Here is a 26,341-nt window from a genome sequence, read left to right on the forward strand (position 1 = left end):
CACCATGGCTACCACCGCCGGAGCGTGGCCGGGACCGGCCCGGGAAGGACCGGGGCCGGACGCCGAGCCCGCCGTGCTGGAGCGGGAACTGACCGAGGCCGTGCTCGCCGGCGCCGAGTACTCGGACGTGCTCCGCGCGCTCCTGCGGGCGACCGGCCGCCACGTGCGGCTGCTGTCCGCTGAGGGCGTGCCGCTGGCGGCCACGGACGGCGGGGCGGGAGTGCCGGCCGCGGTGGCGGACGGCGTGCTCGCCGGCGTGGCCGGACCGGTGGTCGACACACTCGACGGGCTGCGGGCCACGGCGCTGCCCGTGCGTGCGGGGACGACGGTGGCCGGTGTGCTGCTGACCGTGGGTGCCGATGACCCGCGCGTGCGGGCGCTGGCCCGTGCCGCCTTCACCGCGTTGCTCATCGGCACCGTGCGCGCCGGGGACGACTCGGCCGGGGTCTCGGCGCAGCACACACCGGCCGACGTCGTCGCCGCGCTGCGGTCCGGGGCGGTGAGCCGCTCGGTGTGCGTGGCGGCCGCTGGGCTGGGCATCGATCCGCAGCGGCCGCCGGCCGGTGCCGTACTGCACTACAGCGGCTCCCGCCTGCGCGCCTGGTCCACGGCCCTCGCCTGGCTGGAGCACCCGTTGCAGCAGGAGGGCCGCACGGCGTGGACGGTGGTGCCGGACGAGGCCGTGCTCACCCGCCTGCAAAGCCGCCTGCGCCTCATGACCGGCGACGAGTCCGCCGATCACGTAGTGGCGGCGAGCGGCTCCCGCCCCGATTCGCCCGGAGGCCTGGCCCGGTCCTTCGCCGAGGCCGAGAGGCTGCTCGGCCTGGCCCGGGCCCAGCACGTCCCGCTGCTCACCTTCGAGAGCTGCGGGGTCGTCCAGGTACTGCTGCCCCTCCCGCGCGCACGTCTCGAGGCGTACGCCGAGACGCACCTCGGGCCGATCCGGCAGCGCCCGGAGCTGATGGCGACGCTGCGTGCCTGGCTGGCCGAGAGGGGCAGCCGGCAGAGCGTCTCCGAACTACTCCATCTGCACCGCAACTCGGTGGGCTACCGGGTGGGTCAGATCAAGAACCTCCTCGGCACGGACCCCCTGCTTCCCGCCGCCTCGGCGGAGCTGCACCTGGCGCTCACGGCCCTGGACCTGCTCGCCGCCGACGACCGGCAGATGCGCGGCGACGACGAGCCGGTGCCGGCCGGACGCTGATCCGGCATTTCGTTCTTCGCTGCGCCGCCGACCGGTGCCGCGGCGCTTTCCCGTGTACCCGCGCGACCCTGCCGCTGTACTCACTCGACCCTGCCGTGGCCTGGGCCATCGGCCTTGCGAACAGGCAACACGCCCGCGAAACCAAGATGTGGCACAGGGGCGTTGACAGCACCGGTCGGCGGGGGCAGAGTACCTCGCAATACGTTCCACCGCCTCGCAATGCGAGACGGAAGAGGATGAGGAGGCCGCCCGGTGCGAGCCATGGTGCAGACCGATTTCGGCGGTCCCGAGGCCGTGTTCCTGCAGAACGTCCCGGAGCCCGTGTGCGGACCGCGTGACGTCGTCGTCGAGGTCGCGTACTGCGGGCTGAACCGCCTGGACCTGATGCAGCTCAAGGGTCCTGGCCTGATCCCGGGCTTCCGCCTTCCCCACGTGCCGGGCATGGACTTCGCCGGGACGGTGGTGGCGACCGGATCCGCGGTCGGCTCGGTCGTCCCCGGTGACCGGGTCATCGCCGATCCCACCCAGGGCTGCGGCAGCTGCCCGCGCTGCGCGGTGGGCGACCGTGCGTACTGCGTCAGACCGCGCATCCTCGGCGGCAACGCCCCCGGCGCGCTGGCCGAATACGTCCTGGCGTCCGCGGAATCGGTCGTCCAGGTCCCCGAGTCCCTGCCGCTCGACGCGGCCGTCACCCTGCCCACCGCCTTCGCGACGGCATGGCACGCGGTGCACACCGTCGGGTCACTCGCCGCCGGTGAGACCCTCGTCGTGCACGCGGGCGCCAGCGCCGTCAGCCTGGCGGCCATCGCACTGGCCAAGCGGGCCGGCGCCTCGGTCGTCGCCCTGGCCGGCAGCGAGGCGAAGCGGGCCGCGGCCCGCGCGGCGGGCGCGGACCTGGTGCTGCCCAACCAGGACCCGGACTCGGTGAAGACGGTGTCGGTCTTCACCGACGGCGCGGGGGCGGACCTGGTCCTGGACCACGTCGGCACCGACACCTGGCGTACCTCACTGGACTGCCTCGGCATCCGCGGACGTCTGCTGCTGATGGGCAACACCAGCGGCGACCAGGTGACGTTCTCGCTCCAGGAGGTCTTCCACCGTGGCCTGAAACTGCTGGGCACCGGCGGCTACAGCTCGGCCGACTTCGTCGCCGCCACGTCGGCCTGCTTCGCCGACGGCCTGCGCCTGCCCACCGCCGCCCGGTTCCCGCTGGAGGATCTGGCCGACGCCTGGGACGTGCTCGCCGCCCGCGACACCATCGGCAAGGTCGTGATCGAGCCATGACCGACCTTCTGATCGTGGGCGGCGACGTCGTCACCATGGACTCCGCCCGGCGGGTCCTCACCCGGGCGACGGTCGCCGTGTCCGGGAACAGCATCGCCGCTCTCGGCACGGCCGAGGACCTGCGCGCCCGCTTCCCGGGGGCGCGGGAGATCGACGCGTCGGGCTGTGTCGTGATCCCGGGTCTGGTCGACGCCCACCAGCACGCGACCGTCGATCCCCTCGTACGCAGCATGATCCCGGACCACATCGGCTCGCAGGAGTCGATATTCGACTGGATCGTCCCGCTGCACGCCCACGCCGACGGTGACGACGACGAACTGGCCGCGACCATCACCGCCGTGGAGTGCCTGTCCCGGGGCATCACCACGATGCTGGAGCCGGGCACGGTGGCCTACCCGGAACGAGTGGCGGCGGGGCTCGGCGCCGCGGGTGTCCGCGCCCGGGTCGGCGGCTGGGGCTGGGACACCAAGGACGTGCCGTTCGGTGCGCCCGCCGACGAGGTGCTCGCCCGGCAGGAGGACATCGTCCGCTCCCTGCCGGCCACCGGACCCGTCACCGGGTGGGTGACGCTGGTGGGCCACGACCTCGCGAGCGACGAGCTCTTCACCGGAGCGGTGAGCCTGGCCGAGCGGCTCGATGTCCAACTGACCTGGCACATCTCGCCGGGACCCGCCGACATCGAGGCCTACGCGCTGCGCTGCGGGCGCCGGCCGGTGGTCCACTTCCGCGAGCTGGGCGTCCTCGGCCCGCGCCTGCTGCTGGGGCACGCCGTGTGGCTCGACGACGCGGAGGTCGACGCGATCCTGGAGACCGGTACCGCGGTCGCCGCCTGCCCGGGGGCCTATCTGCGTCTCGCCCAGGGGTACACACGTGCCTCCCGCCACGCCGAACTGGTGCGGCGGGGCGGGAGGGTCGCCCTGGGCTGCGACGCGCACAACGCCGGCGACGCCCCGGACGTCCTCCTGGCGGCGTATCTGTTCGCCGGCCTGGAACGTGACCGCGATCTGCCCGACCCGGTCCGCGCCGAGCAGGCGTTCGCCCTCGCGACGATCGACGGCGCCCGGGCGATCGGCCTGGGCGAACGGATCGGCTCCCTCGAAGTGGGCAAGGCGGCCGACATCGTCGTGCTCGACACCCGCGACCCCGCCTGGATGCCCCGCGGCGACCTCGCCCGCCAGCTCGTGTGGGGCCATGTGTCGCGCACCGTCCGAGACGTGCTGGTCGACGGCCGCGTGGTCGTCCGCGACCGGCACCCGACCGGCGTCGATCTCGCGGCCGTCGCCGCGGCCGCCGCCGAGCGATCCGCCGCCCTGCTGCGGCGCGCCGGCATCACACCCCGCTCCACCTGGCCGGCGGAGCCGGCGCCCGCCAGTAAGGAGACCCGCCGTTGAACATCTTCGATACATCCGAGTCGCCGCCGGCGAAGAAGCGGCGTCTGCTGCCGCACCCGGCAGTATCGCGGCCGACCGCGACGACCACCACGCTCATCGCGGGCGGTCACGACCGCCGGATGGGTTTCCCGTGTGCCTCCTGCGCCGGACTCGACCGGGCCGTCCGGCCCGCCGACTGATCGCCATCCCCACGTCACTCCCACCGCCCCGCCGGGGGCGGTGCCACCCAGCGAACGGAACCACGCACATGACTGCAAAAAGCACGTTCTGGCGTCCTCGGGCCGCGGTCGGCCTCGCCCTCGCAGGAGCCCTCGCGCTCTCCGGCTGCGCCGGCAACGCGGCGACGGCCCCCAAGGCGACCGGCTCGGCGAGCGCCGGCAGCGACTCCCGCCTCAAGGAGCCGGACGTCAACGGCGACGGCAAGGTCGTCATAGGTGTCCTCAGCCCCGGCGACATCAACGACCACGGCTACTACCAGAGCTTCGTCGACTCGGCGGACGCCTTCGCCAAGGAGAAGGGCTGGACGATCGTCAAGCGCGGCAGCGTGCCCCCGAGCGACGCACTCACCGCGGCACGGGCGCTGTGCCAGCAGCACGTCGACATGGTCGCGCTCGCCGCGAGTGAGCTCAAGACCGCCGTCCCCGCCGCCGAGGACCCGGTCTGCGGCAAGACCGCCTGGTACATGCCGGGGCAGGCGGGTTCCGCCCCGATCCCGCGGGTTCTGCTGTCCACCGACGACCCCAACCAAAGTATGTTCGCCGCCGGCTACGCCGCGGGCTTGAAGATGAAGGCAGCCGGCTACACCAAGGCCGGGTTCATCACCGGCACCAAGGCCGACTTCAGTGTCGCCGCCGCCAAGGCCTTCCTGGCCGGGATCCGTGAGGTCGTCCCGAAGACCACCCTGACGAGCACCTACACCGGCGACTTCAACGACTCGGCGAAGGCCAAGGAAGCCACCCAGGCACAGATCAGCCAGGGCGCCAAGGTCATCTACCCCTACCTCGGCGGCGCGACCGACGCCGCGGCGCAGTTGGCGAACGCGGGCGGCGCGCTGACCCTCACCCCGGGCACCGACCGGTGCGACTCGACCGGCCCGAAGTTCGACATCTCCGTGATCTTCGACCCGGGTGACTACTTCCGCGCCGCGCTGGAGGAGTTCGCCAAGGACAACCTGAAGATGGGCACCGTGCGCGAGTGGCAGTTGGGCGCCGATCCCTACCCGACCGTCAAGATCTGCAAGGGCCAGGGCGACGAGAACCAGAAGCTCGCGCAGTTCATGAAGAAGATCGGCGACAAGGAGATCGACGCGGCGGCCGAGGTCAAGCGCCTCGGCTGACGTGCCGATACCGACGAGGAAGATCAGAGATGACATCGACGACCTCAGCGGTTCCGATCCTTGAACTGCGCGGCATCACGAAGTCCTACGGATCAGTCACGGCCTGCGACGGCGTGGACCTCAGGGTCGACGCCGGCGAGATCCACGGACTCCTGGGGGAGAACGGGGCGGGCAAGTCCAGCCTCATGAAGGTCCTGCTGGGGCTGGTCCGGCGGGATGCCGGCACCGTCCTGGTGCGCGGTGAGGAGGTCGCGCTGGACAGCCCGCAGGAAGCGGCCGAGCTGGGCATCGGCATGGTGCACCAGCATTTCAGCCTCATCAACGGGCTGACCGTGTGGGAGAACGTGGCGCTCGGCGACACCGGCAAGGTGAACAAGCAGGCCATCTGTGCCGACATCGCCGAGGTCTGCGCACGATACGGGCTGCCGATCGACCCTGAGGCGCGCGTCGACGCACTCTCGGCGGGTGAACGGCAGCGCGTCGAGTTGGTCAAGTGCCTGCGGCGCAACCCTCAGATCCTGGTCCTGGACGAGCCCACCTCGGTGCTGACCCAGGCCGAGTCGGAGGAGTTGTTCGCCGTGCTCGGCCGGGTGGTGCAGGAGGAGGGACGCGCTGTCATCCTCATCAGCCACAAACTCGCCGAGATCGCCCGGGCCACGGACCGGGTGACGGTCCTGCGCAAAGGCGGTGTCGCCTTCCGGGTGGTCACGGCAGAGACCACGCCGCAGGTACTCGCTCAGCAGATGGTGGGCCGCGAGGTGTCGCTGGGCGAGGAGGCCGCCGCCCTCGGCCTGCTGCCGGTGCAGAAGGCACGCACCGGCGCCGACGGGGCCCACGACCAGCGGCAGCCCGTCCTGCGCCTCGCCGGACTCACCGTCGAGCAAGGCGGGGTCAGGATCCTCGAAGACGTCGATCTCACCGTGGGCGCGGGCGAGATCGTCGCCCTCTACGGCGTCGAGGGCAGCGGCCAGGCGATGCTCGGAAGCGTCCTCGCCGGGCTGATACCGCCGACCGCCGGCACCATCGAGGTCGCCGGGAGCAGCATCGACGTGACCCGCCCCGGCGCGCTCGGGAAGGCCGGTCTCGGCATCGTGCCGGAGGACCGGCACCAAAGCGGCGTCGTCCTCGACATGAGCGTCGCCGAGAACCTGACGATGAAGTCGCTCGACAAGGTCGGCGGCCGGTTCCTGTTGCGGCGGCGGGCGATGCTCGCCGAGGCCCGCCGCCTCGCGGACGAGTTCAGCATCGTCACACCGTCGCTGGACGCGCCCGTGCGCAGTCTGTCCGGCGGCAACCAGCAGCGGGTCGTACTCGCCCGGGAACTGTCCGGTGGCACGCGCGTCCTGGTGGCCGCGCAGCCCACCCACGGGCTTGACGTCGGTGCCATCGAGGACATGTATGCCCGACTGCGCAAGGCGGCCGCCGAAGGCGTCGGAGTGCTGCTCATCTCCACCGAACTCGAGGAAGTCATGGCCCTTGCAACCTGGATCGCGGTGATCTCCTCCGGACGGATCACCGGATCACTCCCTGTCTCGGAGGCGAACTCCGAGCGGCTCGGCATGCTGGTCGGCGGTGAGGCCGCATGAGTGCCGCCCCCCTGACGGATGCGGACGACCTCGGCCGACGCTTCCTCGCCCGGCTCCGACCGGGGCGCCGCGGCTGGCTGACAGCGGGCCTCACACTCCTGCTCGTCGCTGTCGCCGGGGCCGCGTCCGCGCTGCTGCTCATGGCGACCGGTGCCTCGCCGAGCGCTTCGCTGGACGCGATATGGACCGGGTCTCTGGCCAGCACCACGGGATGGACGACGACGCTGCTCAACGCGGCGCCGCTGCTGCTGGTCGCGCTCGGTGCGTGCATCTGCGCGTCAGCCGGCACGTTCAACATCGGCCAGGAGGGGCAGGTGCTCATCGGCGGCCTGGCCGGAGCCTGGGTCGGGCTGCGGCTGGCCATGCCAGGCCCGATGCTGGTCGTCGTCGTGCTGATCGCCGCCGCGGTCGGCGGTGGCGCCTGGGCCGCGCTCAGCGCTCTGATGCTTCGCTTCCGCGGCGTCAACGTCCCGGTGAGCACCCTGCTGATGACGTTTCTCGCCATCCAGCTCGTCGCGTTCGTGGTCAGCACGCCGTGGGGTCTGCAGGAGAGCGTGCAGAACTCCTCGGGAATCGCCGACGCCCAGTCCAACCCCCTGCCGGCGAACGCCCAGCTCGCGAGCTTCGGGCAGTATCCGTCGCTCCAGCTGAACACCGGCCTGTTCATCGCGCTCGTCGCCGCGGTCGGTGTCGCCCTCGTCCTGAGTCGCAGCCGGTGGGGCTTTCGGGTGCGCATGGTCGGACTGAATCCGCTGACGGCCAGGCACACCGGTATCCGGGTGGCCGCCCTCGGCGGCTTCACCCTGGCGTTGTCAGGCGCTTTCGCAGGGCTGGCGGGAGGACTGCTGCTGGCGAGTCCGATCGGCACCAACCGGCTGCAGGCCGGGCTCTCGGACAACGTCGGCTGGGACGGCCTGCTCGTCGCGCTCGTCGCGCGGAACCGGCCCCTGGTCGCGATCCCGGTGTCGTTCGTGTTCGCCGTGCTGCGTGCGGGCGGAGACTTCCTCGCGGCCACCGGCGTGCCGTACTACCTCGTCGACATCGTCAAGGCGTTGCTGGTCCTCGCGTTCGTCGCGCCGCCCTTCCTCGTCGATCTCTTCCGCAGGCGCCGCGGTGCCAAGCCGTCGACGGCGCCCGCCGTGTCCGTCGTCCCGACCAAGGTGAGGGCAGCCGCGTGAGCGTTCTGGACAGCACCACGACCATCCTCGCGAGCGGTGTCCGGCTGACCGTGCCGCTGGCGTTCGTCGCCTGCGGTGAGTACCTGGCCGAGCGCGCCGGCACGATGAACATCTCCGTCGAGGCGATGATGCTCGGCGCCGCGTTCACCTCCGTCGCCACCGCCAGCGCGACCGGCAGCGCCACCACCGGCCTGGCGGTCGGCGTCGTGACCGGACTCGTCATCGGCTTCGTGCACGGCAACCTCTCCCACCGCGCCCAGATCAACACCTTCGTCATCGGCCTGGTGCTGAACGCGCTCGTGCTCGGGCTGACGAGCTACCTGATCACGACGGAGCAGTTCGCCTCGCACCAGGTCGGGATGCTGTCGATCCCGCTGTTGCAGGACATCCCGCTCATAGGCAAGCCGCTGTTCTCCGAACGCTGGCCCGCCTTCCTTCTGATCCTGCTGGTGCCACTCACCTGGTGGTTGGTGGAGCGCAGCCGCTGGGGCCTGGAACTGCGGGCGGTGGGGGAGAACCCGCAGGCCGCAGACGTCACGGGCATCAAGGTGAACCTGCGGCGCCGGCAGGCCCTGCTGTGGTGCGGCGCACTGGCCGGTCTCGGCGGCGCCTACCTCGCGGTCGGCGAGGTCGGATCGTTCAACCAGAACATGACCGCCGGGCGCGGATACATCGTCATCGCCGCGGTGATCTTCGGGGCGTGGCGGCTCGGCCGGACCATGCTCGGCTGCCTGGTGTTCGGCCTCTCCGACGCGATGCGCCTGGCGCTCCCGGCGCTCGGCGTCACCCTCAACGCCCAACTGCTCGTCGCGGCCCCGTACCTGCTCGCACTGCTCGCCATGCTGCTGTTCACCACCCAGCACCGGGAACCCGCCGCACTCGGACGGCCCTTCGTGCGCGGGTCGACCTGACGGTCTCCGCGCGCACGCGTTGTGTCCGCAGCACATCGACCCGCGGACGCGCCCAGACCTACGCTCGAAGAAATCACACCACTCACGATGGAGGTACCGTGGCCACCGGTCTTACCACGGCCCGCTGGACTCATGTCGCGCTGCCCACCGGCGATCTCGACAAGTCGATCGCGTTCTACACCTCGCTGACTCCCCTGGTCGTGGTCGAGCGGTTCAAGGACGCCGACGGTGAGAGCGTCTGGCTCTCCAACGACAAGCAGGTCGAGACGCCGTTCGTGCTCGTCCTGGTGTCGTTCAACAAGGACAAGGGCAACCAGCAGGGCCTGCTGCACCCGTTCGCGCACCTCGGCATCGAGGTGCCGGCGCGCGAGGACGTCGACGCGCTCGCGGACAGGGCCCGCGAGCTCGGCTGCCTGCACTGGGAGCCCCGGCAGATGCCCGATCCCATCGGCTACATCTGCGCCCTGAAGGATCCCGACGGCAACGTCGTCGAGATCTCCCACGACCAGCGGGTCTTCGACACCGTTCGCGAGAAGTGGGGTTCGCACTGAAAGACACCCGCGCCGCGGTCGAGGCGTACCTCGCGGCGCTGAACGCGCACGACGCCGACGCCGTGGCCGCCTGCGTGGCCGAGGACTTCGTCAACGAACACACGTCGTCGACGGGAATCAGCCGCAGGGGCCGCGCCGAGTACCGCGCTGCGCTGACCGGGTTCCTGGAGAACTTCGGGGACCTGCACTACGCACCCGAGCGATTCCTCGTCGACGGCGAGTCGGCCGCGGTGCCGTACGTCATGACGTTCCGGATGCGCTCGGCGGGCGACCGTCCCGTGCGCGTCCGCGGGGTCTTCCTGTTCACCGTCGCCGGCGGTCTCATCACGCGCCGCACGGACTACTGGGACAGCGGCGAGGTGCGGCGCCAGCTCGCCTGACTCCCCGGAACAGCCTCCTGAACACCCCGTCCGCCTTTCGCGCGGACGGGGTGTCGGCGTATCAGCTTACGGCTCGCATATCGCTTGGCATGATGGCGTCTCGCATTGCTTGACACGGCTCCGTCTCGCATTGAAAGATGCCGTCATGCAAGTGGTGACGACACAGGCCGGCCTGGGCCGGATCGAGGGTGGGGCCATCGCCCTGCTGGACACGCCTTTCCCGCACATCGGCGCGGTCCTCGAGCAGGAGGGCTCACTGCTGAGCCTGGCGTCCCGCGCCGTGTGCCGGCGCGTCTCATTCGACGAGGTCACGCTCAGGGCGCCCCTGGGCCGCCCCCGCGCGGTGTGGGGCGTCGGGCTCAACTTCGAGTCCAAGGCGGCCCGGACCGGCCGGGAACTGCCCGAGCAACCGATTCTGTATCTGGCCGCGTCGTCCGCCGTGACGGAAACCGGCGCGCAGGTGATGTTCCCGCAGACCGTGACCGAACCCGACTACGAGGGGGAGATCGCGGTCGTCGTCGGGCGCAGGCTGTACCAGGCGGGCGAGTCGGAGATCTGGCCCGCGATCGCCGGTATCACCGCGGCCAACGACATGACGGCGCGTGATGTCATGCGCACCACCGGCGTGCCCGCCCTGGCCAAGAGCTACCCGGGCTTCACGCCCCTCGGCCCGTCGCTCCGCACCCTCGACGACCTCGGCGACCGCGACGCGATCCGCGTACGGACCCGGGTCAACGGCGAACTCCTGCAGGACGACACGAGCGCCGGGATGATCTTCCCGATCCCCGATCTGCTCAGCAGGCTGTCGTGGTTCACCGCACTCGAACCCGGCGACGTCGTCCTCACCGGAACCCCGGCCGGCACCGGCCAGGACCGCGCGTGTTTCCTCGCCGACGGCGACGAGATACGCGTCGAGGTCGACGGCGTGCTGCCCCTCGTCACCCGCGTGGTGCGTCCCGCGTGACGCCTGCCCGTGCGACCACCCCGTAGACCAAGCCGGTCAGCCGACCGTCCCTCACTCCCTGGGAGCCCACAGCGATGTCCAACTCCTCCGAGTCGTCCTACGACCTCGTCCTGGCCGGCGGCACCGTCATCGACCCGGCGTCGGGCACCAACGCCCGGCTCGACGTGGCGGTCACCGGTGACCGCATCGCCGCGATAGGGGAGGGACTGGCGGCCGACGCGGCCCGCACGATCGACGTCACCGGTTCCACCGTGCTGCCGGGCCTCGTCGAGGGCCACACCCACATCTTCCAGTACGTCTCCGCTGTCGGCGCCCCGGCCGAGGAGGCCCACCTGCGCCGCGGCGTCGTCGCGGCGGCCGACGCCGGCACGGCCGGCGCCTCCACCTTCGCGGCCTTCCGCAAGCTGGTGGTCGAGGCGAACCCGCTGCGCATCGTCAACTTCCTCAACGTCTCGGTGCTCGGTCTGATCGACTTCCGGTTCGGCGAGCTGCTGAACCCCGACACCCTGGTCCCCGAGGACGCGCTCGCCACCGCCGAGGCCCACCCCGACATCGTGCGCGGCTTCAAGATCCGCCTCTCCGAGGACGTCGTCGGAGAGAACTGGGAGCCGTTGCTGAAGAAGTCCGTGGCGCTGGCCGAACAGGCCGGTCTCCCGCTGATGCTGCACATCGGCGAGACCGCGGAGCCGCTGCCCGTCGTCCTCGACTATCTGCGCCCCGGCGACATCGTGGCGCACTGCTACACCGGCAAGCCGCACGGGATCCTCGACGGCGACCGCGTGCAGCCCGCCGTCACCGAGGCCCGGGAGCGCGGCGTGCTGTTCGACTCCGCCCATGGCAAGAGCAACCTCAGCTTCGAGGTGGCGCGTCGCGCCATCGCCGACGGCTTCCTGCCCGACGTCCTCAGCTCCGACACCAGCGCGCGCAACTGGCGCGGCCCGGTGTTCGACCTGCTCACCAGCATCTCCAAGCTGGTCGCCCTCGGCGCGCCGCTCGAGGAGTGCGTCCGGCGGGCCACCGTCGCGCCGGCCCGGCTGCTCGGGCTCGACGCCGAGGGCTACGGGCGCCTGGAGGTCGGCGGGCGGGCCGACGTCACGGTCGTCGACTGGACCGACGAGGTCACCCTGCCCGACGCCGCGGGCAACACCATCGTCGCGCCGCGCCTGGAACCGACCGTGGTGCTGCACGGCGGCACCGAGGTCGACATCGTGCCGTGGCGGGGCCTGCGGCCGGCCTGACACACCCACACATTCCGCCCGGGGAGGATCCGATGACCGCTGGTGACGTCCATCTGCTGCGGCGCCAACTGCGAGCCGCCCTGACGGCCGGGGGACCAGCCGTCGGCACGTTCGTCAAGCTGGCGTCGCCCGACGTGGTGGAACTGGCCGAGGCGGCCGGGTTCGTGTTCGTGGTCGTCGACCTCGAACACTCCACCCTCACCGAGCGGGACGCCGTCGGCCTGGTGCGTCACGCGGACGTGTGCGGCCTGCCGGCCCTGGTCCGCGTGCCCGAGGTGGACGCCGCCGCCGTCAACCGGCTGCTGGAGGCGGGGGCGGCGGGAATCCAGCTGTCCATGCTCACCCGGGTCGACCAGGCCGAGGCACTCGTGGCGGCGACCCGGTTCGCGCCGGCCGGCCGCCGGTCGGTGAGCCTGGCCAACAGGGCCGCCCGGTTCGGTGCGGTCCCGCCGGCCGGATTCCTGCGAGCCGAGCAGGACGACCCGCCGGTGCTGGTCGGCCAGATCGAGACGGCGCGGACGGATCCGCTGCCGGATCTCCTCGCCGCTCTCGACGTGTGCTTCGTCGGCAGCACCGACCTCGCGGTCGACCTCGGTCTGCCGGCGGACCCGGCGGTGCTGCGCGCCGCGGTCGATCGGGTGAGGGACGCGGCCCGCTCCGCGGCGGTGGCGTTCGGCGGCTGGGCGCCGACCCGGGGCGCCGCGGCGGACCTGGGCCTCGGCGACGCCGGCTACCTGGTCGTCGGCTCGGACCTGCAGATGTTGGCGGCCGGCCTGAGAGCGGCCGCCGGAGAGGAAAACCAGTGAGCACACGCAACGCAGCGCTGTTCAGCACCGTCGTCAACTGGGACGAGCTGCCGGTGACCCAGGTGCGGGCGGGCGTCCGCCGTCGCGTCTACGCGACGGACGAGGTGATGATCTGCCACCACGAGCTGGAGGCCGGCATGACGCTCAACCCGCACCGGCACGAGGACTTCGACCAGCTGGTCCATATCGCCGAGGGGCGTGCGAACTACTACGTGGACGGTGTCGCGCACGACATGCGTGCCGGATCGTTCCTGCTCGTTCCCCGCGGCAGCGAGCACTACGTGGAGCCGACGGAAACCCCCTGCGTGAACATCGACTTCTTCGTCCCGCCGCGGGCCGACCTGCTGCCCTGACCGGCGTACGGGCTCACCACGTACGCGTCCGGCCCACACGGGAATCCCGTGGGGGCCGGACGACATGCGGGCGCCGCGACTGGTCAGCCGCCGTTGGGTCCGTCTTCGGAGGTGCCCAGCCGCTGCGACAACGCGCGGGCGGTCTCCAGCAGCGCCTGGGCCATCGGCGACGTGACATCGTCGGAAACGGTCGCCGTCGTGCCGACGATCGCCAGCGTTCCGCTGATCGTGTCGCCCTCGAAGATCGGCGCCGCGACCGTGCGGACCCCGTTGACCGTGGGGGAGTTGACCGACAGGCCGTGCTTCCGGATGGCTTCCAGCTCCTCGGTGAGCTCGGCCGACTTGCGGACCGCGCGAGGCAGCGTCGGTACCTGCTCCGGGGGCAGGAACGCGAGGAAGACGCGTCCCTGTGCCGAGGACGTGAGGTTCAGGCGCGAGCCGACCCGGACGCTGATACGCACCATGTGGTCGGTGTTGTCCACCGAACGCACCACGGTCGCCGACTCGCCGTCCCAGACCGACAGCACGATCGTCTCGTCGATGCGCCTGACCAGTTCCTCCATGTACGGCTCGGCGGCGGCGACGATCGGCAGGCCGGCACGCGCGGCCGTGGCGAGTGTGAGCACCTGAGGGCCGAGGGAGTACAGCGAGGTGCGCTCGTCGTACCGCAGCAGGTTCGCCGCCCGCAGCGCCTTCGTGTAGCGGTGCGCGGTCGCCTTGCTCGCCCCGAGACGCGCGGTGATCTCGTTGAGGCTCATGTGCGGCTTGCCGACCGTGAACGAGCCGAGGATCAGCGCCGCACGCTGCACCGTCTGGATCGTCGGCGCTGTCCTGTCCGGGCCGTCCTGCTCACCGGTGCCGCGCGCCTTCGTGGGCATGGATTCCTCGCTCCTGTTCGTAGTCGGTCATAAGACACTAAACGAAACGCCGTATCGAATAAAGTAATGGTAAGGCGCAGGGCAGTCGGGCGTGAAGGGTTTCGGGACTCTCAGCGGTGCTGAGGCTTCACTCGGAGGAGTGCCCCGGCGTGATCGAGCATGCCGGGTCGAGCAGGGCGGCGATGTGGTTGACGGCCAGGGCCGCTTCGCCGAAGCCGATCGAGATGAGGCTGACCTTGCCGTCGTAGTCGGCGATGTCGCCGGCCGCGAAGACACGCTCCCGGCTGGTGCGCATCGTGGGGTCGACGAGGATACGCCGACGGCGCAGCTCCAGCCCCCACTGCTCGATCGGGCCGAGATCGGCGATGAAGCCGAGCGCGGCCACGACGGACTGGGCGGGCAGCGTGATCGGGTCGCCGTCGGAGCTCGCGACCACGACCTCCGACACCGTACCGTCACCGGAGATCTTCTCGACCTCGTAGGGCGTCAGGACCCGCACTGAGGACGCGTGCACCTGCTCGACGGTGCGTTCGTGGGCGCGGAACCGCGTGCGCCGGTGCACCAGCGTCACCGACGAGGCGATCGGCTCCAGTGACAGCGCCCAGTCCAGTGCGGAGTCCCCGCCGCCGACCACGACGACGTCCTGTCCGGCGAGCTCGTTCAGCCGAGGCACGAAGTACCGCAGCCCCCGGCCCAGGTACTCGGAGCCCACGGGGAGCTCGCGGGGGATGAAGTTGCCGATCCCGCCGCAGACGAGCACCGCGCCCGCGGTGATCCGCGCGCCGGCGTCGGTCGTGGCGACGATGCCCTCGCCCGTGTCGTCCAGCCGGGTCACCCCGTGCCCGAGCAGGTAGGCGGGGTTCCACCGCCCGGCCTGCTCGGCCAGCCGGTCCACAAGGTCCTGGCCGCGGACGGCGGGGAAGCCGGCCACGTCGTAGATGAACTTCTCGGGGTACAGCGCGGCGATCTGGCCGCCCACCTCGGGCAGGGCGTCGGCGACCGCGACGCTCAGGCCGCGGAAGCCGGCGTAGTACGCGCCGTAGAGCCCCGTAGGGCCGGCGCCGATGATGAGCAGGTCGACGGAGGCCTCGGGGCCGGCGTCCGTGGCCGGGAGGCCGGTCACGCGCCCACCTCAGGGTGGTCGTGGCCGGCCTTGCCGACCTTGCGTGCCCCGCCGGGCGAGCCGAGCGGTTCGGTGCCGAGGGTGAAGAACTCGGCGTTGATGCGCTCGAACTGCTTGCTCTGCTCCGGCAGGTCCTCGTGATGGAAGATCGAGATCTGCGGGCAGACGGGTTCGCAGCGCCCGCACTCGACACATTCGTCGGGCTGGATGTAGAGCATCCGGTCGCCCTCGTAGATGCAGTCGGCCGGGCACTCCTCCATGCACGACTTGTCCATGACGTCGATGCAGGCCTGCGTGATGACGTACGGCACGAGCTTGTTGCCCTTCACACGGTCGCACAGCATGCGAGACGGTGTATTTCAATGTGGAACAGGATGATGACTGTGCCGGGCCGGGGTGTCAACCGCGAGACGAATGCTTGACACCTTGAGAATGCTGGGGGACTCTGATGCGACATACGAGATGGCGTCTCACAGCACGCCACTCGGGTCGGGACTTGTGAGAGGCAAACTCCCCATGGGAAGCAACCCCCGGACCCTCCCAGCGCCGATGATCGTCGAGGACTGGGACCAGCTCACCTTCCGGGTCAACCGCGAGGCCTACCGCAGCGCGGAGATCTTCGCCCGGGAACGCGGCTGGGTGTGGATGCACACCTGGCTCTACCTCGGGCACGAGACGGAGATCCCCAACCCCAACGACTTCAAGGTCCGTACGCTCGGCGGCCGGCCGCTGATCTTCTGCCGGGACACTGCCGGCGAGGTGCACGCGTTCCTGAACTCCTGCCCCCACCGCGGCACCGTGCTGTGCCGCGAGAACGAGGGCTCGACCAGGCTTTTCCAGTGCTTCTACCACGCCTGGACGTTCCGCAACAACGGCGAGGTCGCCGCGATCCCCGACGCCGGGGCGTACGAGTCGAGCGACGAGTTCCGGGCGTCGATGGGGCTGCGTAGCGTGCCGCGCCTGGAGACCCACGAGGGGTTCGTCTTCGTCTCCTTCGACCCCGACGTTCCACCGCTGCTCGAGTACCTCGGCGACGCGGCCGACTACATGACGATGATCCAGCAGCAGCACGCCGGCGGCATGACCACACTGCCCGGCACACAGCTCTACAGCGTGCGCGGCAACTGGAAACTCGCCGTCGAGAACGCCATGGACGGGTACCACTTCGCGCCGACGCACAACACGTTCGTCGGCTACCTGCGGGAGAGCGGCTACGCCGTCACCGACGACAACCAGTACGCCTACAACCTCGGCAACGGCCACGGGCTGCTGGTCCTGACCGGGCACGGCGGACGGATCAGCATGATCTGGGAACCGCGCTTCGGCGAGGACGAGCGGGTCCGTACCGAGGCCCACCGGGCCGAGATGACACAGCGGCTGGGGGAGAAGCGGGCGCACTACGTGGCCGACGAGAGCCACATCCTGTTCGTGTTCCCGAACCTGCTGCTGTTCGACATCGAGGGGCTGTCGATCCGGCAGCTGGAGCCGGTGGCGCCCGACCAGACCGACGTACGTGCCTGGCAGCTCGTCCCGCGCAACGAGGACCCCGACACGCGCGCCCTGCGCATGAAGACGGTCGTCAGCTTCGTCGGCCCGGGCGGGCTCGCGACGCCGGACGACATCGAGGCGTACGAGGCGGTCCAGCGCGGCATCCAGGCCACGGCGGGCACCGCCGCGCCCGAACTGGACTACAGCGACATGTCGCGCGGCATGGCCGACGAGGCCAAGGGCGTGCAGGGCAGGTCCATCGACGAAGGCGCGATGCGGGGCTTCTGGCGGCACTGGATCGAAGCCACCGGGCTCGATGACGGCATCGAGGTCAACGGCGAGCGACCGGCGTCCTTCCTGGCGGGGAGGGACGTGCGATGAGCGCGATCGTCAACCGCGGCGCCGTGCGATGCGCCGGACGTACCGTCACCCGGCAGGAGGTGGAGGACTTCCTCTACGCCGAGGCGGACATCCTCGACCACTGGGACTACGACGGCTGGCTTGCCCTCTTCGAACCAGGCGCCCGCTACGAGATCCCGACCACCGACCACCGCCCCGGCTGGTCCCCGCACGAGACCGGATCGTTCGTCGACGACGACTGGGACCTGCTGAACGCGCGGGTCAAGCGCCTGAAGTCCCGCAAGGCGCACGCCGAGAACCCGCACTCGCGCACGCACCGGCTGGTGTCGAACGTGCGGCTGTCCGAGGGGGACACGGAGGACTCCTTCCGGGTGGCGGCGTCCTTCGTGGTGCACCGCGCCCGCGACGGGCACTTCGACGCCTACGTCGGGTGGTACGACCACCTGCTGGTGCCGACCGGGGACGGACTCCGTTTCCGGTTGCGGCGCTCGATCCTCGGCCACGAGTCGCTGGCGGCAGGCGCCCGGCTCAGCTTCATCCTCTAGTCGGCGGTGGAAGGTGACCCGATGATCCGACACACCCTGTCCTTCCGTTTCGCCGACGGAGCCGACCAGGCCACGCGGGAGTCCGTACTGGCCGAGCTGCGCACCTTCCCGGACCGGTACCCGGCCATGCGCGGCTTCGTCCTCGGCGAGAACATCAGCACCCGCGACCGGTCCTTCACCCACACGATGGCCGTCGACTTCGACAGCCAGGACGATCTGCTGGCCTATCTGGGCAGCGAGTCCCACGAGAGCTTCGTGCGCACGCGCTGGCGACCGGTGATCGACCGGCAGGCCATCACCTCGTTCGAGTACGCCGAGCGTCCGTCGCTCACCACAGGAAGGACACCGCCGGTGAGCACACGCCCGCACGGCCCGTACGGCATGGAGTACGCCCGGATCGAGGTTCCGGACATGCAGGCCACGATCGACTTCCTCGAGTACCACGTCGGGCTGCAACTGGAGCAGCGCACGGACGAGTACGCCTACCTGCGCGCCGACATCGAGCACCACGCGATCGAGCTGATCCACGCGCCCGAGCGCACCGACGGCTGGACGACCGCGGTCGGCTACAGCGTGGAGAGCGAGGAGGTCCTCGAACAGCTGCGCAAGAGCGTCGCCGACGCCGGCCTCGACATCCTGGACCTTCAGGAGCGGCAGCAGGCGCTGTGCGACAACGGCTTCGCGGTGAAGGACCCCAACGGCCTCGTCGTCGAGCTGTTCACCGAGTTCCAGGAGTACGCCGAGCCGCCGCACATCGAGATCCGGCCGCTCGACCTGGTGCACCCCTTCATCGCCACCGCGAAGTACGAGGAGACGCTGGACTTCTACCAGAACGTGCTGAAGTTCCTGCCCTCCGACTACGTCGTCGGCTCGACCACGTTCTTCCGCTGCGAGGACCGCTACCACCACAGCCTCGCGATTCAGAAGAACAAGGAGCACTTCACCGCGCACCTGTGCTTCGCGATGAAGAGCCTCGACCACGTCATGCGGATGCGCGCCCGCGCGCTGTACAAGGGTGCGCCGATCGCGTCCGACATCGTCAACCACTCGGCCTCGACGTCGATCGCGTTCTACCTGCACGACACGCGCTTCGGCCCGCGGTACGAACTGTGCGACCGGCACCGCGTGTTCACGCCGGAGGAGCACGAGACGCACCGGCCCCGCAGGATGCCGGCCGACCCGCGCAACATCGACGTGTGGCGTCCGGCCGCCGACGACTGGGGACGTTTTTGAGACACGAGCTGCTCGACGTCCTGCACTGGCTCGACGCGACCCCCGCCCCCCGCGGTCAGGAGCGGACGGCGGCCCACAGGTTGCGCGGCTGGTGCGCGGACCGGTGGCCGCACGTCGAGTGGGAGGTGCTGGAGCACGGCCCCGTAGGCGGCAGCCTCCTCGCCGCCCACGGGGCCGGTCCGTTGCTGTATTCCCACCTCGACACGTCGCTGGACGACGGCGACGCGTCGTACCGGCTCGTCACCGGCAACGCCGCACCGGTCGGCCCGCTCACCGCGGACGACGACACGGTGGCCGGCTTCGGTCTCGGGGTCGCCCGCGGGCCGGCGGCCGCCGCGCTGGTCGCGTTCGCCGAGGCGGGTTCCGGACGGCTGCTGCTCGCCGGCTCGGGGACGCACCGCCGCGACGGCGGAACCACCGGCCTGGAGGCCTACGCGGACGCGTACCCGCTTCCGCGGTCGGCGATCGTGGCCAAGTGCGGCCCGCCCACGCTGCTGTGGCACGAGCCGGGCGCGCTCTACCTGACCGTCCGGGTGACCGGCCGCGCCGGGGCCGCGATGGCGGCGGAGTCCGCCAAGCCGACCGGGGGAGTGGTCGCCCACGCCGGCGTCGTCCTGGACGAGCTGGCCCGCTGGCGCACGGACTACCTGGCGGCCGACCCGCGGGTGGGACAGACCGGCAGGGCGTGCGGCATCGGCGCGATCAGCGGGGGATGGCCGGACAAGCCGGACCTGCTGCCGGCCCAGCTGCGGATCGATCTGTACGTCGTCGCCGGTGACCGGGTGGAACCGGCCGTGCTGGCGGCCGAGCTGACCGACCGGCTGCGGGCGCGGTGCGCGGAGTCGGTGCTGCGGGACTGCACGGTCGATGTGGAGGCCGAGTCGGTCGCGCCGGCCGCGGCCACGTCGGCCGACGCCCCGGTGGTGACCGCTGCCCGTGCGGCCTGGCGCGACGAGTTCGGCGCGCAGCCGCCGCCGATCACCGGCTGGACAGGGTCCACCGACGGCGTCGTCCTGCGCGCCCGCGGCGTCGACACCGTGCGCCTCGGCCCGCAGGCGCAGCCGGCCGCCGACGATCCGCGTCGCGACGCACTGTCGTTGGCGCAGCTCGCGGCATACGCGCGCATCTACCGCAGGCTGTTGACCGAACTGCCGGCGTAGCCCGGGCGGTTACCGGATCCGGTGCTTCAACGGGCGCGGGCGGCGGCCGCATCGACGCGGCCGTGCTCGGCGCCATGCAGGTCTCGGAGCGCGGCGACCTCGCCGACGGGGTGGTTCCGGCAAGATGCCGGCCGGTATCGGCAGTCATGGACCTCGTGCACGGTGCCCGCCGGGCACCGCCGAGGAGGTCACCGCCAGGATGGCGGTGGAGGTGCGCATCCCCGCCTTCACCCGCTGACACCCTCCGTAAGGGGCGACAGCAGCGCCCGTAAGACCCGCGAGCAGGGCGGCGCCGTTCGGCGTGCGCAGCCCCGACGACCCGGTGCTCTCGCGGACTTCTTCGCCACGGCAGACAACCGCCGCAGCCAGATGCCGCAATGGCTGCGGCGGTCGGGAGTTCTCCCGGGCCGTACCACGACCCTCACCGAAACCGGCTGGTGGAGTTCGTCGGCGTTCGGCGGACTCAGCCGCGGACGCCGACGAGAATGACCGACCGTACCGAGAGGGGACGGTGTCACACGCCCCAGTCGTCGTTCACCGTGACGGCGTCGGCGATGTGGAAGCGGCCGCCGGGTACCAGCGGTGTGGTGGGCTCACCCATTTCGACGACGTGCTTGCCGAATTCGGGGGCCAGCGGGCGGCCGACGTCGCGCTTGAGCCACAGACGCAGCAGGTGCCGGCGGCGCTCCGGCTCGGGGTGGTCGATGTAGCTGGTGCGCGAGTGCAGCGCGGCGTAGTTGAGCAGCCACTGCACGTCCCCCGGCTGGAAGTCCATGTCGATCGGCAGGCCGGGCTCCTGCGAGATCTCGTCGAAGAGGGTGATGGCCTCGGCCTGTTCGAGCGTCAGCTGCGGCACCCCGTCGTACTCCTGCGCGCTGAAGATCATCGAGCTGCCCGCGTAGGTGCTGAAGACACCGTCGACGTAGCTGATGATCGGCGAGGTGTACGTCAGCTCAGGGGAGTCGGGGTCCTGGCGCCGCCAGTCCCAGTGGTAGGTGTCGAAGAGCCGCGGAGCGAGATCCGGCCGACGGCGTAGCATCTCGTTGTAGATCGTGGTGCCGCTGACCAGGCTGGAGGCTCCGCCCTCCTTGGCGCCGCGCAGGCACATGAGCGCGACGACATCGGAGCTGTCGGAGTGGAACGGCAGCCGGTCCCGCACGCGGGAGGGCAGCGCGCCCTCGTCGGACAGCGTCATGTTCGACGTGGCGATCACGTGGTCGAGCAGGTCACCCCTCTGGTTCTGCCCGATCGGCTGGCCGAGGTGCAGGCCCATGACGAAGAAGATGGCCGCGGCCATGGTGTCGCCGTATTCCTCCGTGCGCAGTCCACGCACCAGGACGAAGCCCCGGCCGGCGTCCATCTGGCGGGCGCACTCGTCGTTGAGGGCACGACAGACGTCGAAGGGGTAGTCGGCGGCCGTGGCGGTGCGCAGGTCGGCGTCGTCGGCGACGAAGCGCCGTCCCAGGTTCTCCAGCTCGGTGCGCTCGGCGTCGCTGAGCACGTAGATCCACTCGGTGGACCTCGACAGTTCGTCGCCGCGCCATGCGGACGGTCCGGAGATCGGCTCGAGGCCGACAGTGATGGTCATGGTGATGCACTCCTCGAAAATGTGATGAAAGGCCCGTCGGCGAAGGCCTGACGGACGACGAAGGTTGCGGTGCGGCAGGGGGCTCGTCGCGCGGCGACGAACGACACTCGGAACCCTCAGAAGGGAGTCTGAGGCTCGCCGGCGGCCGTACCGGGGCGCAGTCCCTCCCGGGGCGGGAAGTAGCTGAGCGGTTCGTCGTAGGTCCGGCGGCCAGCGCACGACACGAGCAGGACGCCGATCTGGGCGACTGTCCTCATGCTGGCCCGTCCTTTCGAGAAGTGCCTCAACCGTAGGGGAGAGCCGAGAGCTGGTCAATATGCGTGATGCCGTCTCGTATTTTCAGTACGTGATCAGGGGCGCGTCGTGCTGCGCGGGAACCGAGATCCTGGTGGGTGCCGACGCAGCACGTGGAAGAAGTCCAGGGGCATCAAGGCCGTGGCCGTGCCGGACAAGGCACAGCTTCCCGTATGGGCACGCGCTCTGGAGGACTGCGAGCTCGTCTACATGGCCGTGCCGAAGCTTGCCACGCTCACGCCGTTCCATCTGCTCGACCCTGGCGCCTTGGACATCTCGCCGCTTGAAGCTGCGGCGAGCCGGGTCGTGGCAACGGTCGCCCCCACCGTCGAAATCGATGCCCTGAGGCCGGTGGACGTCGTGGTCCTGGGGAGTGCGGCGGTCAACCGCGATGGCGCTCGGATCGGTAAAGGAGATTTTCCGGGACCACCTCGACGCCTCCAGGGTCGCTGCCCTCCCTGCTCTGCGGGGAGGGCGAACCGCTGGAAGGCGAACCGCTGAGCGGGTGGAGCCCAGGCTTGAGGGCCACGGCACTCGTCCGCTGCCCAGCACGCAGCAAGCGACCCCGAGTGGGACAGGACAGGTCACCGCAGAGTTGAGACATGTTGGCCGCACGGCTCATGACTCGGCACCTGTTTTTCCCGACCTCGCCGCCCAGCCTCCCGGGGCGGTCTCCCATGGCCGGGGACCGGTGCCGTCCGTCCACGCCTGGAGGGTCTCCCGGTCCACGCACACGATCCCGCACTGGTCGGCGTACTCCACCGCCGGCGCGGTGAATTCGCTCGTGGTGACCAGGACGGCGACGTCGGCCTCGTGGACGGTGAAGCAGGTGCCGCCGAAGCGCTGCAGATCCTGGGAACCGACCCGGTGGGCGTCGTCGTAGTGCTTGCACTGGATGACGATCCGGCGCCCGTCAGGGGCCACGGTCACGACATCGGCGCCCAGGTCCCCGGCACCTCCCACGACGTCGGCGGCAGAGCAGCCGTCGCGTTCGCAGAGGGCGGCGATCGCCTCCTCGAACTCCTCGGGTGTCAGGGCGTCGTAGTCGACAGCGACCTCGACGGCCGGCCGCGGACGCGGAATCGCGGGAGCATCCAGCTCGTCGGCCGCCTCCCTCGCCGCCTCGTCGAGCGCTGCCGCGGCCCGCCGTGCCGCTCTCGCCACATGCAACCGGCGCCGCAGGCCAAGGAAGCCCGCGACACCCACAACGACCAGGACGAACACCCAGACGGGACGCCGCTCGAGAGCGCCGGCCACCATGCGGGCCGCGAAACCCAGGACGCCCACGACCACAGCGAGAAGGACGAAGAACAGTGCGGTCGAGCGAAGGTCGAAGCCCTGCCGGCGGTTCGCAGGTGGTGTACGACGCACAGGTGCGGTCACGACATGCCCCCTTGTGGGACCGATGGGAAGATCACTCCCACCGTCTTCCCAAGATCGCGACCATCATTGTTCCCGCCGCCGCGCCGGACGCTTCACTCGGCGGTGCCGTCCTGACGCCCGGCATCACCGACGACCGGTGGGGCGCCGCCACCGTGATGGCCGGGGGCCGCCCACGGCGCAGCCACCGGAGGCGAGTCCGCGGCTGCCGGCGTGGACGACAACCGGTCGACGCTCGTGGGCGTCAGCGGTGTCAGGCGACGGCGGCGGCCGAGATGCCGATGGCGATGAACAGCCAGCCGGTGGTCAGCTCCCAGCGGTGGCGGATCTTCGGCCTGGCGAGCAGGGCGCGCAGTCGCGCCGCGACGACAACGAGGCCGAACCAGTAGACGACGCCGATGAGGATGTCGAGGATGCCCAGGAAGAAGATCTGGTGGGCCATGGAACCGTGGCCGTCGACGAATTGCGGAAGGACGCTGAGGAAGAACAGTGCGGCCTTGGGGTTGAGCACGTTGGTGAGGAATCCCTGGGTGAAACCGGACTGCCAACGCCCCGGGACGGGCCCCGCCTTCGGTGTCGGCGGCCCGGGCGGGTGGGCGCTGTCCTGGGGGGGGGCACCGGCCGCGTCCTCGTTCGCGTGCCGCTGCTTCCGGGCGGCCTGGCGAGCGGTGAGCAGTGCCCGCACCCCGAGATGGACGAGGTAGGCCGCTCCCAGCAGTTTGATCCCGTCGTACACCACGGGTGAGCGGGTGGCGATCACTGACAGGCCTGCGGCGGCGGCCAGCATGTGCACGCACAGCCCGGTCTGCGCGCCCAGTGCCGCGGCCCTTCCTTTCGAGGGGGCCTCGGCGGCCGATCTGACGACCACAAGGAAGTCCGGGCCGGGCACCACGTACGCCACCAGCACCACGCCGAGGAAACCGACCAAGTCGACCGTCATCCGCTCTCCGCTCGTCCGCCCTGGGAGACCGCTCGCCGCCGGGGCCCGTTCCCCAGGAGCCCGGGCGCACGGAGCGCCCGGCCGGGTGACGCCGCCAGTGTGCGTGGACCGGCCACCGAGGCGACGGCGACGGCCTCGTCGAGTACCCCGTGACAGCCTTTGATCGCCCGCACGCGGTCGGGTCGCAGCCGCAGCGGTGGAACCCTCCGGGGCGCCCGGGCGCAGTGCCGTACATGGACCGGTCACGTCGTCGGCGTATCCGGAGTCAGGACCTACCCACACCTCACCGACCCGATGCGAATGGGCGGACGTACCCGGTGACAACCACGACGTTCTTCACGGCGTCCCCCGAGTGGATCTGCCTCGTCCCCGCCGAGGACCCGGCCGGTCTCCCGGAACGCTGGACGCACCGGACGCGCCGAACCACACGCCGTTCCCCGGCCCGGAATCCGTCTCCTCCCGGGACCACGCCGGCGTCCTGCGGGAGTGGCAGACCCGATACGGCGCGCAGATCTGCTACCTCGACTCCACCGCGGTCCTTCTCCCGGTCGAGAGCCCTCCGTCGGACCCGTGGGAGACAGCACGGGTAGCGATCGAACTGCGAAGTCGACCACGGAGGTCGGTGCGCGCCGGTACGCAGGCCTTTCGGCATCGTCGTGACCCGCGTCCGAGGGAGCGGGCGAGAAACCCGGCGTTCGACCTGATGGCGTGTCAGTAGAGTCGGCAAGTGGTCAGCATGAGTCCTGAGGTACTCGACGAAGGCCCCGAACATGCGACTCGAGGCGAAGCGCGGATTGTGGGCCCCGACTCGCTGAAGCGTAGGTCAGGCGTCTGGATGCGAGGCCTGGAGCATGGCCGGTCGGGTCCTGTTCGCTTCGGTTCGATCCCGTCGCCCCCTTGCCTGGTCCGCTGCACATTCCTTTGGAAAATGCCAAAGCCTTCACCTGGGCCGAGTACTTTCCGTAGTGTCGTGCTCACGTTCGCGGGAACGGCCGTGCAGGGGAGGGGATTCGGCGTGCCCGGAATTGACGAGAGTCTTCTGGAGGCCATGCGGCTGCCCGGTGCGCGAGGGGCGGCGGTGGTCGACTGGATCAGCGGTCTCGCCCTGGGCGCGGTGGGTGACGCCCCGGGCGGCGACCTGGAGGCGACGGCCGCGGAGACCGCCGAACTCGCCCGCCTCGCCACGGAGAGCGGCGCGCTCGCCCCGGTCGGCGGCGACGCGGGCGGAGTGTCCGGCAAGGAACCACCCGTACAGGACCTGATCATCACGAACACCGACTCGTACCACCTGCTCAGGTTCGTCACCACGACCTTCGACAGCACCGTGTTCCTGCACTTATGGCTCGACCGCGGCGAGGGCAACCTCGCCCTCGCCCGCATCCGGCTGGCCGAGATGGCGGACAGACTGGTGCTCGGATGACCACGCCGACCCGCACCGCTCGCACGGACGAACCGGCCTCGGCCCTGCTCGGCACCCTCGCAGCGCAGGGCGCGAGCGGCGCCCTGTCCACCGAGGCGGGGATCGTCTACCTCGCCGCGGGACACGTCGTCCATGTCGAATCCGCCCTCACCCCCGACATCGGCGCTCTGCTCACGCACAGCGGCGCGCTCGCCCCGGACGGCTGGTGGGAGGCCATCGACCAGGCCGGCCGCCGTTGCCGCGTCGGCCGTCAGCTGGTGGACAGCGGCCACCTCGCCGCCGGCGCGCTGGAACTGTGCCACCTGGGGGCCCTCTTCGACGCGGCGTACTTCGTCCTCGCCCACGACGGACCGGTGCTCCGCTTCCGCCCCGGAGTCTCGCACTGGCTGGGCGCGGTCCGTGCCGTGCCGGTGAACACCGTCCTGCGCGAGTCGAGACGCCGCCGCGAACTGCTGCACCGCATATGGCCCGAACCCATCATCGACCTCGCCCCGCTCGCCCGCGTCCCCGGTACCGACCCGGCGGATCTGCCGACCCGCCGCAGCCGCACCCTCGCCCAGGTCGACGGCGTCCGCACCGCCGCCCAGATCGCCACCGCCCTCGCCTGCCGCACCTTCCACACCCTCGTCGAACTCCGCCGCCTGGCCGCCGCGGGGCTGGTCGCCCCCAAAGCCCCAGCCCCAGCCCCTGTCCCAGCCCCCGCCCCCGCTTCCGTTTCCGCTCCAGTGTCCGCCGAGCCGGGCCCCGCCC

28 protein-coding genes and 1 pseudogene are annotated in these 26,341 nt (G+C 70.9%); 22 read left to right on the forward strand and 7 right to left on the reverse strand.

Annotation, left to right across the window (positions count from 1 at the left end; all coding sequences use genetic code 11):
- Positions 1 to 4: 4 nt before the first annotated feature.
- The 14 genes from AOQ53_RS30085 (at position 5) to AOQ53_RS30150 (ending at position 13,182) form a co-directional block, all read left to right on the forward strand.
- Positions 5 to 1,204: a PucR family transcriptional regulator gene (locus AOQ53_RS30085; protein ID WP_099054723.1), complete on the forward strand. Its 1,200-nt coding sequence runs from the start codon at positions 5 to 7 to the stop codon at positions 1,202 to 1,204.
- Between the two features lie 261 nt (positions 1,205 to 1,465).
- On the forward strand, positions 1,466 to 2,488 hold the full coding sequence (locus tag AOQ53_RS30090; protein WP_059422019.1) for an alcohol dehydrogenase catalytic domain-containing protein: 1,023 nt from the start codon (positions 1,466 to 1,468) through the stop codon (positions 2,486 to 2,488).
- On the forward strand, positions 2,485 to 3,879 hold the full coding sequence (locus AOQ53_RS30095; protein ID WP_059422020.1) for an amidohydrolase family protein: 1,395 nt from the start codon (positions 2,485 to 2,487) through the stop codon (positions 3,877 to 3,879). The genes AOQ53_RS30090 and AOQ53_RS30095 overlap by 4 nt, the downstream gene beginning before the upstream one ends.
- Positions 3,876 to 4,058: a hypothetical protein gene (locus AOQ53_RS30100; RefSeq protein ID WP_059422022.1), complete on the forward strand. Its 183-nt coding sequence runs from the start codon at positions 3,876 to 3,878 to the stop codon at positions 4,056 to 4,058. Before AOQ53_RS30095 ends, AOQ53_RS30100 begins: the two co-directional genes overlap by 4 nt.
- Before the next feature lie 68 nt (positions 4,059 to 4,126).
- Positions 4,127 to 5,215: a BMP family ABC transporter substrate-binding protein gene (locus AOQ53_RS30105; protein WP_059422025.1), complete on the forward strand. Its 1,089-nt coding sequence runs from the start codon at positions 4,127 to 4,129 to the stop codon at positions 5,213 to 5,215.
- Between the two features lie 29 nt (positions 5,216 to 5,244).
- Positions 5,245 to 6,801 carry an ABC transporter ATP-binding protein gene (locus tag AOQ53_RS30110; RefSeq protein WP_059422027.1) on the forward strand — a complete coding sequence of 519 codons (1,557 nt, stop codon included), beginning with the start codon at positions 5,245 to 5,247 and terminating at the stop codon, positions 6,799 to 6,801.
- Positions 6,798 to 7,979: an ABC transporter permease gene (locus AOQ53_RS30115; protein ID WP_063889009.1), complete on the forward strand. Its 1,182-nt coding sequence runs from the start codon at positions 6,798 to 6,800 to the stop codon at positions 7,977 to 7,979. The genes AOQ53_RS30110 and AOQ53_RS30115 overlap by 4 nt, the downstream gene beginning before the upstream one ends.
- Entirely contained in the window at positions 7,976 to 8,890 is a 915-nt protein-coding gene (locus tag AOQ53_RS30120; RefSeq protein WP_059422028.1) for an ABC transporter permease, read from the forward strand. The genes AOQ53_RS30115 and AOQ53_RS30120 overlap by 4 nt, the downstream gene beginning before the upstream one ends.
- Positions 8,891 to 8,988: 98 nt before the next feature.
- Positions 8,989 to 9,441 (forward strand): VOC family protein, encoded by a 453-nt coding sequence (locus AOQ53_RS30125; RefSeq protein WP_059422031.1) that lies wholly within the window; start codon positions 8,989 to 8,991, stop codon positions 9,439 to 9,441.
- On the forward strand, positions 9,426 to 9,821 hold the full coding sequence (locus tag AOQ53_RS30130; RefSeq protein ID WP_201785090.1) for a nuclear transport factor 2 family protein: 396 nt from the start codon (positions 9,426 to 9,428) through the stop codon (positions 9,819 to 9,821). Before AOQ53_RS30125 ends, AOQ53_RS30130 begins: the two co-directional genes overlap by 16 nt.
- Positions 9,822 to 9,966: 145 nt before the next feature.
- On the forward strand, positions 9,967 to 10,785 hold the full coding sequence (locus AOQ53_RS30135) for a fumarylacetoacetate hydrolase family protein (protein WP_059422033.1): 819 nt from the start codon (positions 9,967 to 9,969) through the stop codon (positions 10,783 to 10,785).
- Positions 10,786 to 10,859: 74 nt separating this feature from the next.
- Positions 10,860 to 12,023: an amidohydrolase family protein gene (locus tag AOQ53_RS30140; RefSeq protein WP_059422035.1), complete on the forward strand. Its 1,164-nt coding sequence runs from the start codon at positions 10,860 to 10,862 to the stop codon at positions 12,021 to 12,023.
- A gap of 32 nt (positions 12,024 to 12,055) precedes the next feature.
- Complete coding sequence (locus AOQ53_RS30145) at positions 12,056 to 12,829, forward strand: HpcH/HpaI aldolase family protein (protein WP_059422036.1); 774 nt, start codon at positions 12,056 to 12,058, stop codon at positions 12,827 to 12,829.
- Entirely contained in the window at positions 12,826 to 13,182 is a 357-nt protein-coding gene (locus AOQ53_RS30150; protein WP_059422037.1) for a cupin domain-containing protein, read from the forward strand. The genes AOQ53_RS30145 and AOQ53_RS30150 overlap by 4 nt, the downstream gene beginning before the upstream one ends.
- A gap of 83 nt (positions 13,183 to 13,265) precedes the next feature.
- On the opposite strand, the gene AOQ53_RS30155 is transcribed toward AOQ53_RS30150, so the two are convergent.
- From AOQ53_RS30155 to fdxA, 3 genes are all read right to left on the reverse strand, one after another.
- Complete coding sequence (locus tag AOQ53_RS30155) at positions 13,266 to 14,060, reverse strand: IclR family transcriptional regulator (RefSeq protein ID WP_059422038.1); 795 nt, start codon at positions 14,058 to 14,060, stop codon at positions 13,266 to 13,268.
- 127 nt (positions 14,061 to 14,187) lie between these two features.
- Positions 14,188 to 15,183 (reverse strand): NAD(P)/FAD-dependent oxidoreductase, encoded by a 996-nt coding sequence (locus AOQ53_RS30160; protein ID WP_059422040.1) that lies wholly within the window; start codon positions 15,181 to 15,183, stop codon positions 14,188 to 14,190.
- Positions 15,180 to 15,527 carry a ferredoxin gene (gene fdxA, locus AOQ53_RS30165; RefSeq protein ID WP_408055203.1) on the reverse strand — a complete coding sequence of 116 codons (348 nt, stop codon included), beginning with the start codon at positions 15,525 to 15,527 and terminating at the stop codon, positions 15,180 to 15,182. Before fdxA ends, AOQ53_RS30160 begins: the two co-directional genes overlap by 4 nt.
- Before the next feature lie 172 nt (positions 15,528 to 15,699).
- Between fdxA and AOQ53_RS30170 the strand changes: the two genes are divergently transcribed.
- The 5 genes and pseudogenes from AOQ53_RS30170 to AOQ53_RS46715 form a co-directional block, all read left to right on the forward strand.
- Positions 15,700 to 17,052, forward strand: coding sequence for an aromatic ring-hydroxylating oxygenase subunit alpha (locus AOQ53_RS30170; protein WP_063889011.1), 1,353 nt, complete (start codon positions 15,700 to 15,702; stop codon positions 17,050 to 17,052).
- The gene (locus AOQ53_RS30175) at positions 17,049 to 17,576 is read left to right on the forward strand and encodes an aromatic-ring-hydroxylating dioxygenase subunit beta (RefSeq protein WP_059422044.1); all 528 of its coding nucleotides are present in this window, start codon (positions 17,049 to 17,051) and stop codon (positions 17,574 to 17,576) included. The genes AOQ53_RS30170 and AOQ53_RS30175 overlap by 4 nt, the downstream gene beginning before the upstream one ends.
- A gap of 21 nt (positions 17,577 to 17,597) precedes the next feature.
- On the forward strand, positions 17,598 to 18,809 hold the full coding sequence (locus AOQ53_RS30180) for a Dabb family protein (protein WP_059422045.1): 1,212 nt from the start codon (positions 17,598 to 17,600) through the stop codon (positions 18,807 to 18,809).
- Positions 18,806 to 19,969, forward strand: a complete 1,164-nt coding sequence (locus tag AOQ53_RS30185) for a M20/M25/M40 family metallo-hydrolase (RefSeq protein ID WP_059422047.1) — start codon at positions 18,806 to 18,808, stop codon at positions 19,967 to 19,969. The genes AOQ53_RS30180 and AOQ53_RS30185 overlap by 4 nt, the downstream gene beginning before the upstream one ends.
- Positions 19,970 to 20,010: 41 nt before the next feature.
- A pseudogene (locus tag AOQ53_RS46715) lies at positions 20,011 to 20,142 on the forward strand (succinyl-CoA--3-ketoacid-CoA transferase); the annotation flags it as partial.
- Between the two features lie 341 nt (positions 20,143 to 20,483).
- On the opposite strand, the gene AOQ53_RS30190 reads toward AOQ53_RS46715, so the two are convergent.
- From AOQ53_RS30190 to AOQ53_RS30200, 4 genes are all read right to left on the reverse strand, one after another.
- Positions 20,484 to 21,557, reverse strand: a complete 1,074-nt coding sequence (locus tag AOQ53_RS30190) for a TauD/TfdA family dioxygenase (protein ID WP_059422049.1) — start codon at positions 21,555 to 21,557, stop codon at positions 20,484 to 20,486.
- A 116-nt stretch (positions 21,558 to 21,673) separates the two neighbouring features.
- Positions 21,674 to 21,814 (reverse strand): hypothetical protein, encoded by a 141-nt coding sequence (locus tag AOQ53_RS44940; RefSeq protein ID WP_167745780.1) that lies wholly within the window; start codon positions 21,812 to 21,814, stop codon positions 21,674 to 21,676.
- 655 nt (positions 21,815 to 22,469) lie between these two features.
- Positions 22,470 to 23,234 carry a restriction endonuclease gene (locus AOQ53_RS30195; protein ID WP_059422052.1) on the reverse strand — a complete coding sequence of 255 codons (765 nt, stop codon included), beginning with the start codon at positions 23,232 to 23,234 and terminating at the stop codon, positions 22,470 to 22,472.
- Between the two features lie 250 nt (positions 23,235 to 23,484).
- Entirely contained in the window at positions 23,485 to 24,171 is a 687-nt protein-coding gene (locus tag AOQ53_RS30200; protein WP_059422055.1) for a LysE family translocator, read from the reverse strand.
- 352 nt (positions 24,172 to 24,523) lie between these two features.
- Here AOQ53_RS30200 and AOQ53_RS41840 point away from each other — a divergent pair, with 352 nt between their 5' ends.
- From AOQ53_RS41840 to AOQ53_RS30210, 3 genes are all read left to right on the forward strand, one after another.
- Complete coding sequence (locus AOQ53_RS41840; RefSeq protein ID WP_236711862.1) at positions 24,524 to 24,889, forward strand: DUF4253 domain-containing protein; 366 nt, start codon at positions 24,524 to 24,526, stop codon at positions 24,887 to 24,889.
- 297 nt (positions 24,890 to 25,186) lie between these two features.
- Positions 25,187 to 25,591: a hypothetical protein gene (locus AOQ53_RS30205; RefSeq protein WP_059422057.1), complete on the forward strand. Its 405-nt coding sequence runs from the start codon at positions 25,187 to 25,189 to the stop codon at positions 25,589 to 25,591.
- Positions 25,588 to 26,341: hypothetical protein (locus AOQ53_RS30210; protein WP_059422059.1), on the forward strand; the 754-nt coding region annotated here is incomplete at its 3' end. The genes AOQ53_RS30205 and AOQ53_RS30210, both read left to right, overlap by 4 nt.

The sequence above is a fragment of the Streptomyces azureus genome (genome assembly GCF_001270025.1).
Classification (GTDB): Bacteria; Actinomycetota; Actinomycetes; order Streptomycetales; family Streptomycetaceae; genus Streptomyces; species Streptomyces azureus.

Excerpts from the sequence above, each read along its gene's own strand:
- AOQ53_RS30180 (WP_059422045.1), top strand. The coding sequence starts at position 17,598 with ATGATCCGACACACCCTGTCCTTCCGTTTCGCCGACGGAGCCGACCAG.
- AOQ53_RS30105 (WP_059422025.1), top strand. The coding sequence starts at position 4,127 with ATGACTGCAAAAAGCACGTTCTGGCGTCCTCGGGCCGCGGTCGGCCTC.
- AOQ53_RS30190 (WP_059422049.1), bottom strand. The coding sequence starts at position 21,557 with ATGACCATCACTGTCGGCCTCGAGCCGATCTCCGGACCGTCCGCATGG.
- AOQ53_RS30085 (WP_099054723.1), top strand. The coding sequence starts at position 5 with ATGGCTACCACCGCCGGAGCGTGGCCGGGACCGGCCCGGGAAGGACCG.
- AOQ53_RS30090 (WP_059422019.1), top strand. The coding sequence starts at position 1,466 with ATGGTGCAGACCGATTTCGGCGGTCCCGAGGCCGTGTTCCTGCAGAAC.
- AOQ53_RS30140 (WP_059422035.1), top strand. The coding sequence starts at position 10,860 with ATGTCCAACTCCTCCGAGTCGTCCTACGACCTCGTCCTGGCCGGCGGC.
- AOQ53_RS30095 (WP_059422020.1), top strand. The coding sequence starts at position 2,485 with ATGACCGACCTTCTGATCGTGGGCGGCGACGTCGTCACCATGGACTCC.
- AOQ53_RS30135 (WP_059422033.1), top strand. The coding sequence starts at position 9,967 with ATGCAAGTGGTGACGACACAGGCCGGCCTGGGCCGGATCGAGGGTGGG.
- AOQ53_RS30200 (WP_059422055.1), bottom strand. The coding sequence starts at position 24,171 with ATGACGGTCGACTTGGTCGGTTTCCTCGGCGTGGTGCTGGTGGCGTAC.
- AOQ53_RS30175 (WP_059422044.1), top strand. The coding sequence starts at position 17,049 with ATGAGCGCGATCGTCAACCGCGGCGCCGTGCGATGCGCCGGACGTACC.
- AOQ53_RS44940 (WP_167745780.1), bottom strand. The coding sequence starts at position 21,814 with ATGAGGACAGTCGCCCAGATCGGCGTCCTGCTCGTGTCGTGCGCTGGC.
- fdxA (WP_408055203.1), bottom strand. The coding sequence starts at position 15,527 with ATGCTGTGCGACCGTGTGAAGGGCAACAAGCTCGTGCCGTACGTCATC.
- AOQ53_RS30155 (WP_059422038.1), bottom strand. The coding sequence starts at position 14,060 with ATGCCCACGAAGGCGCGCGGCACCGGTGAGCAGGACGGCCCGGACAGG.
- AOQ53_RS30115 (WP_063889009.1), top strand. The coding sequence starts at position 6,798 with ATGAGTGCCGCCCCCCTGACGGATGCGGACGACCTCGGCCGACGCTTC.
- AOQ53_RS30145 (WP_059422036.1), top strand. The coding sequence starts at position 12,056 with ATGACCGCTGGTGACGTCCATCTGCTGCGGCGCCAACTGCGAGCCGCC.
- AOQ53_RS30170 (WP_063889011.1), top strand. The coding sequence starts at position 15,700 with ATGGGAAGCAACCCCCGGACCCTCCCAGCGCCGATGATCGTCGAGGAC.
- AOQ53_RS30110 (WP_059422027.1), top strand. The coding sequence starts at position 5,245 with ATGACATCGACGACCTCAGCGGTTCCGATCCTTGAACTGCGCGGCATC.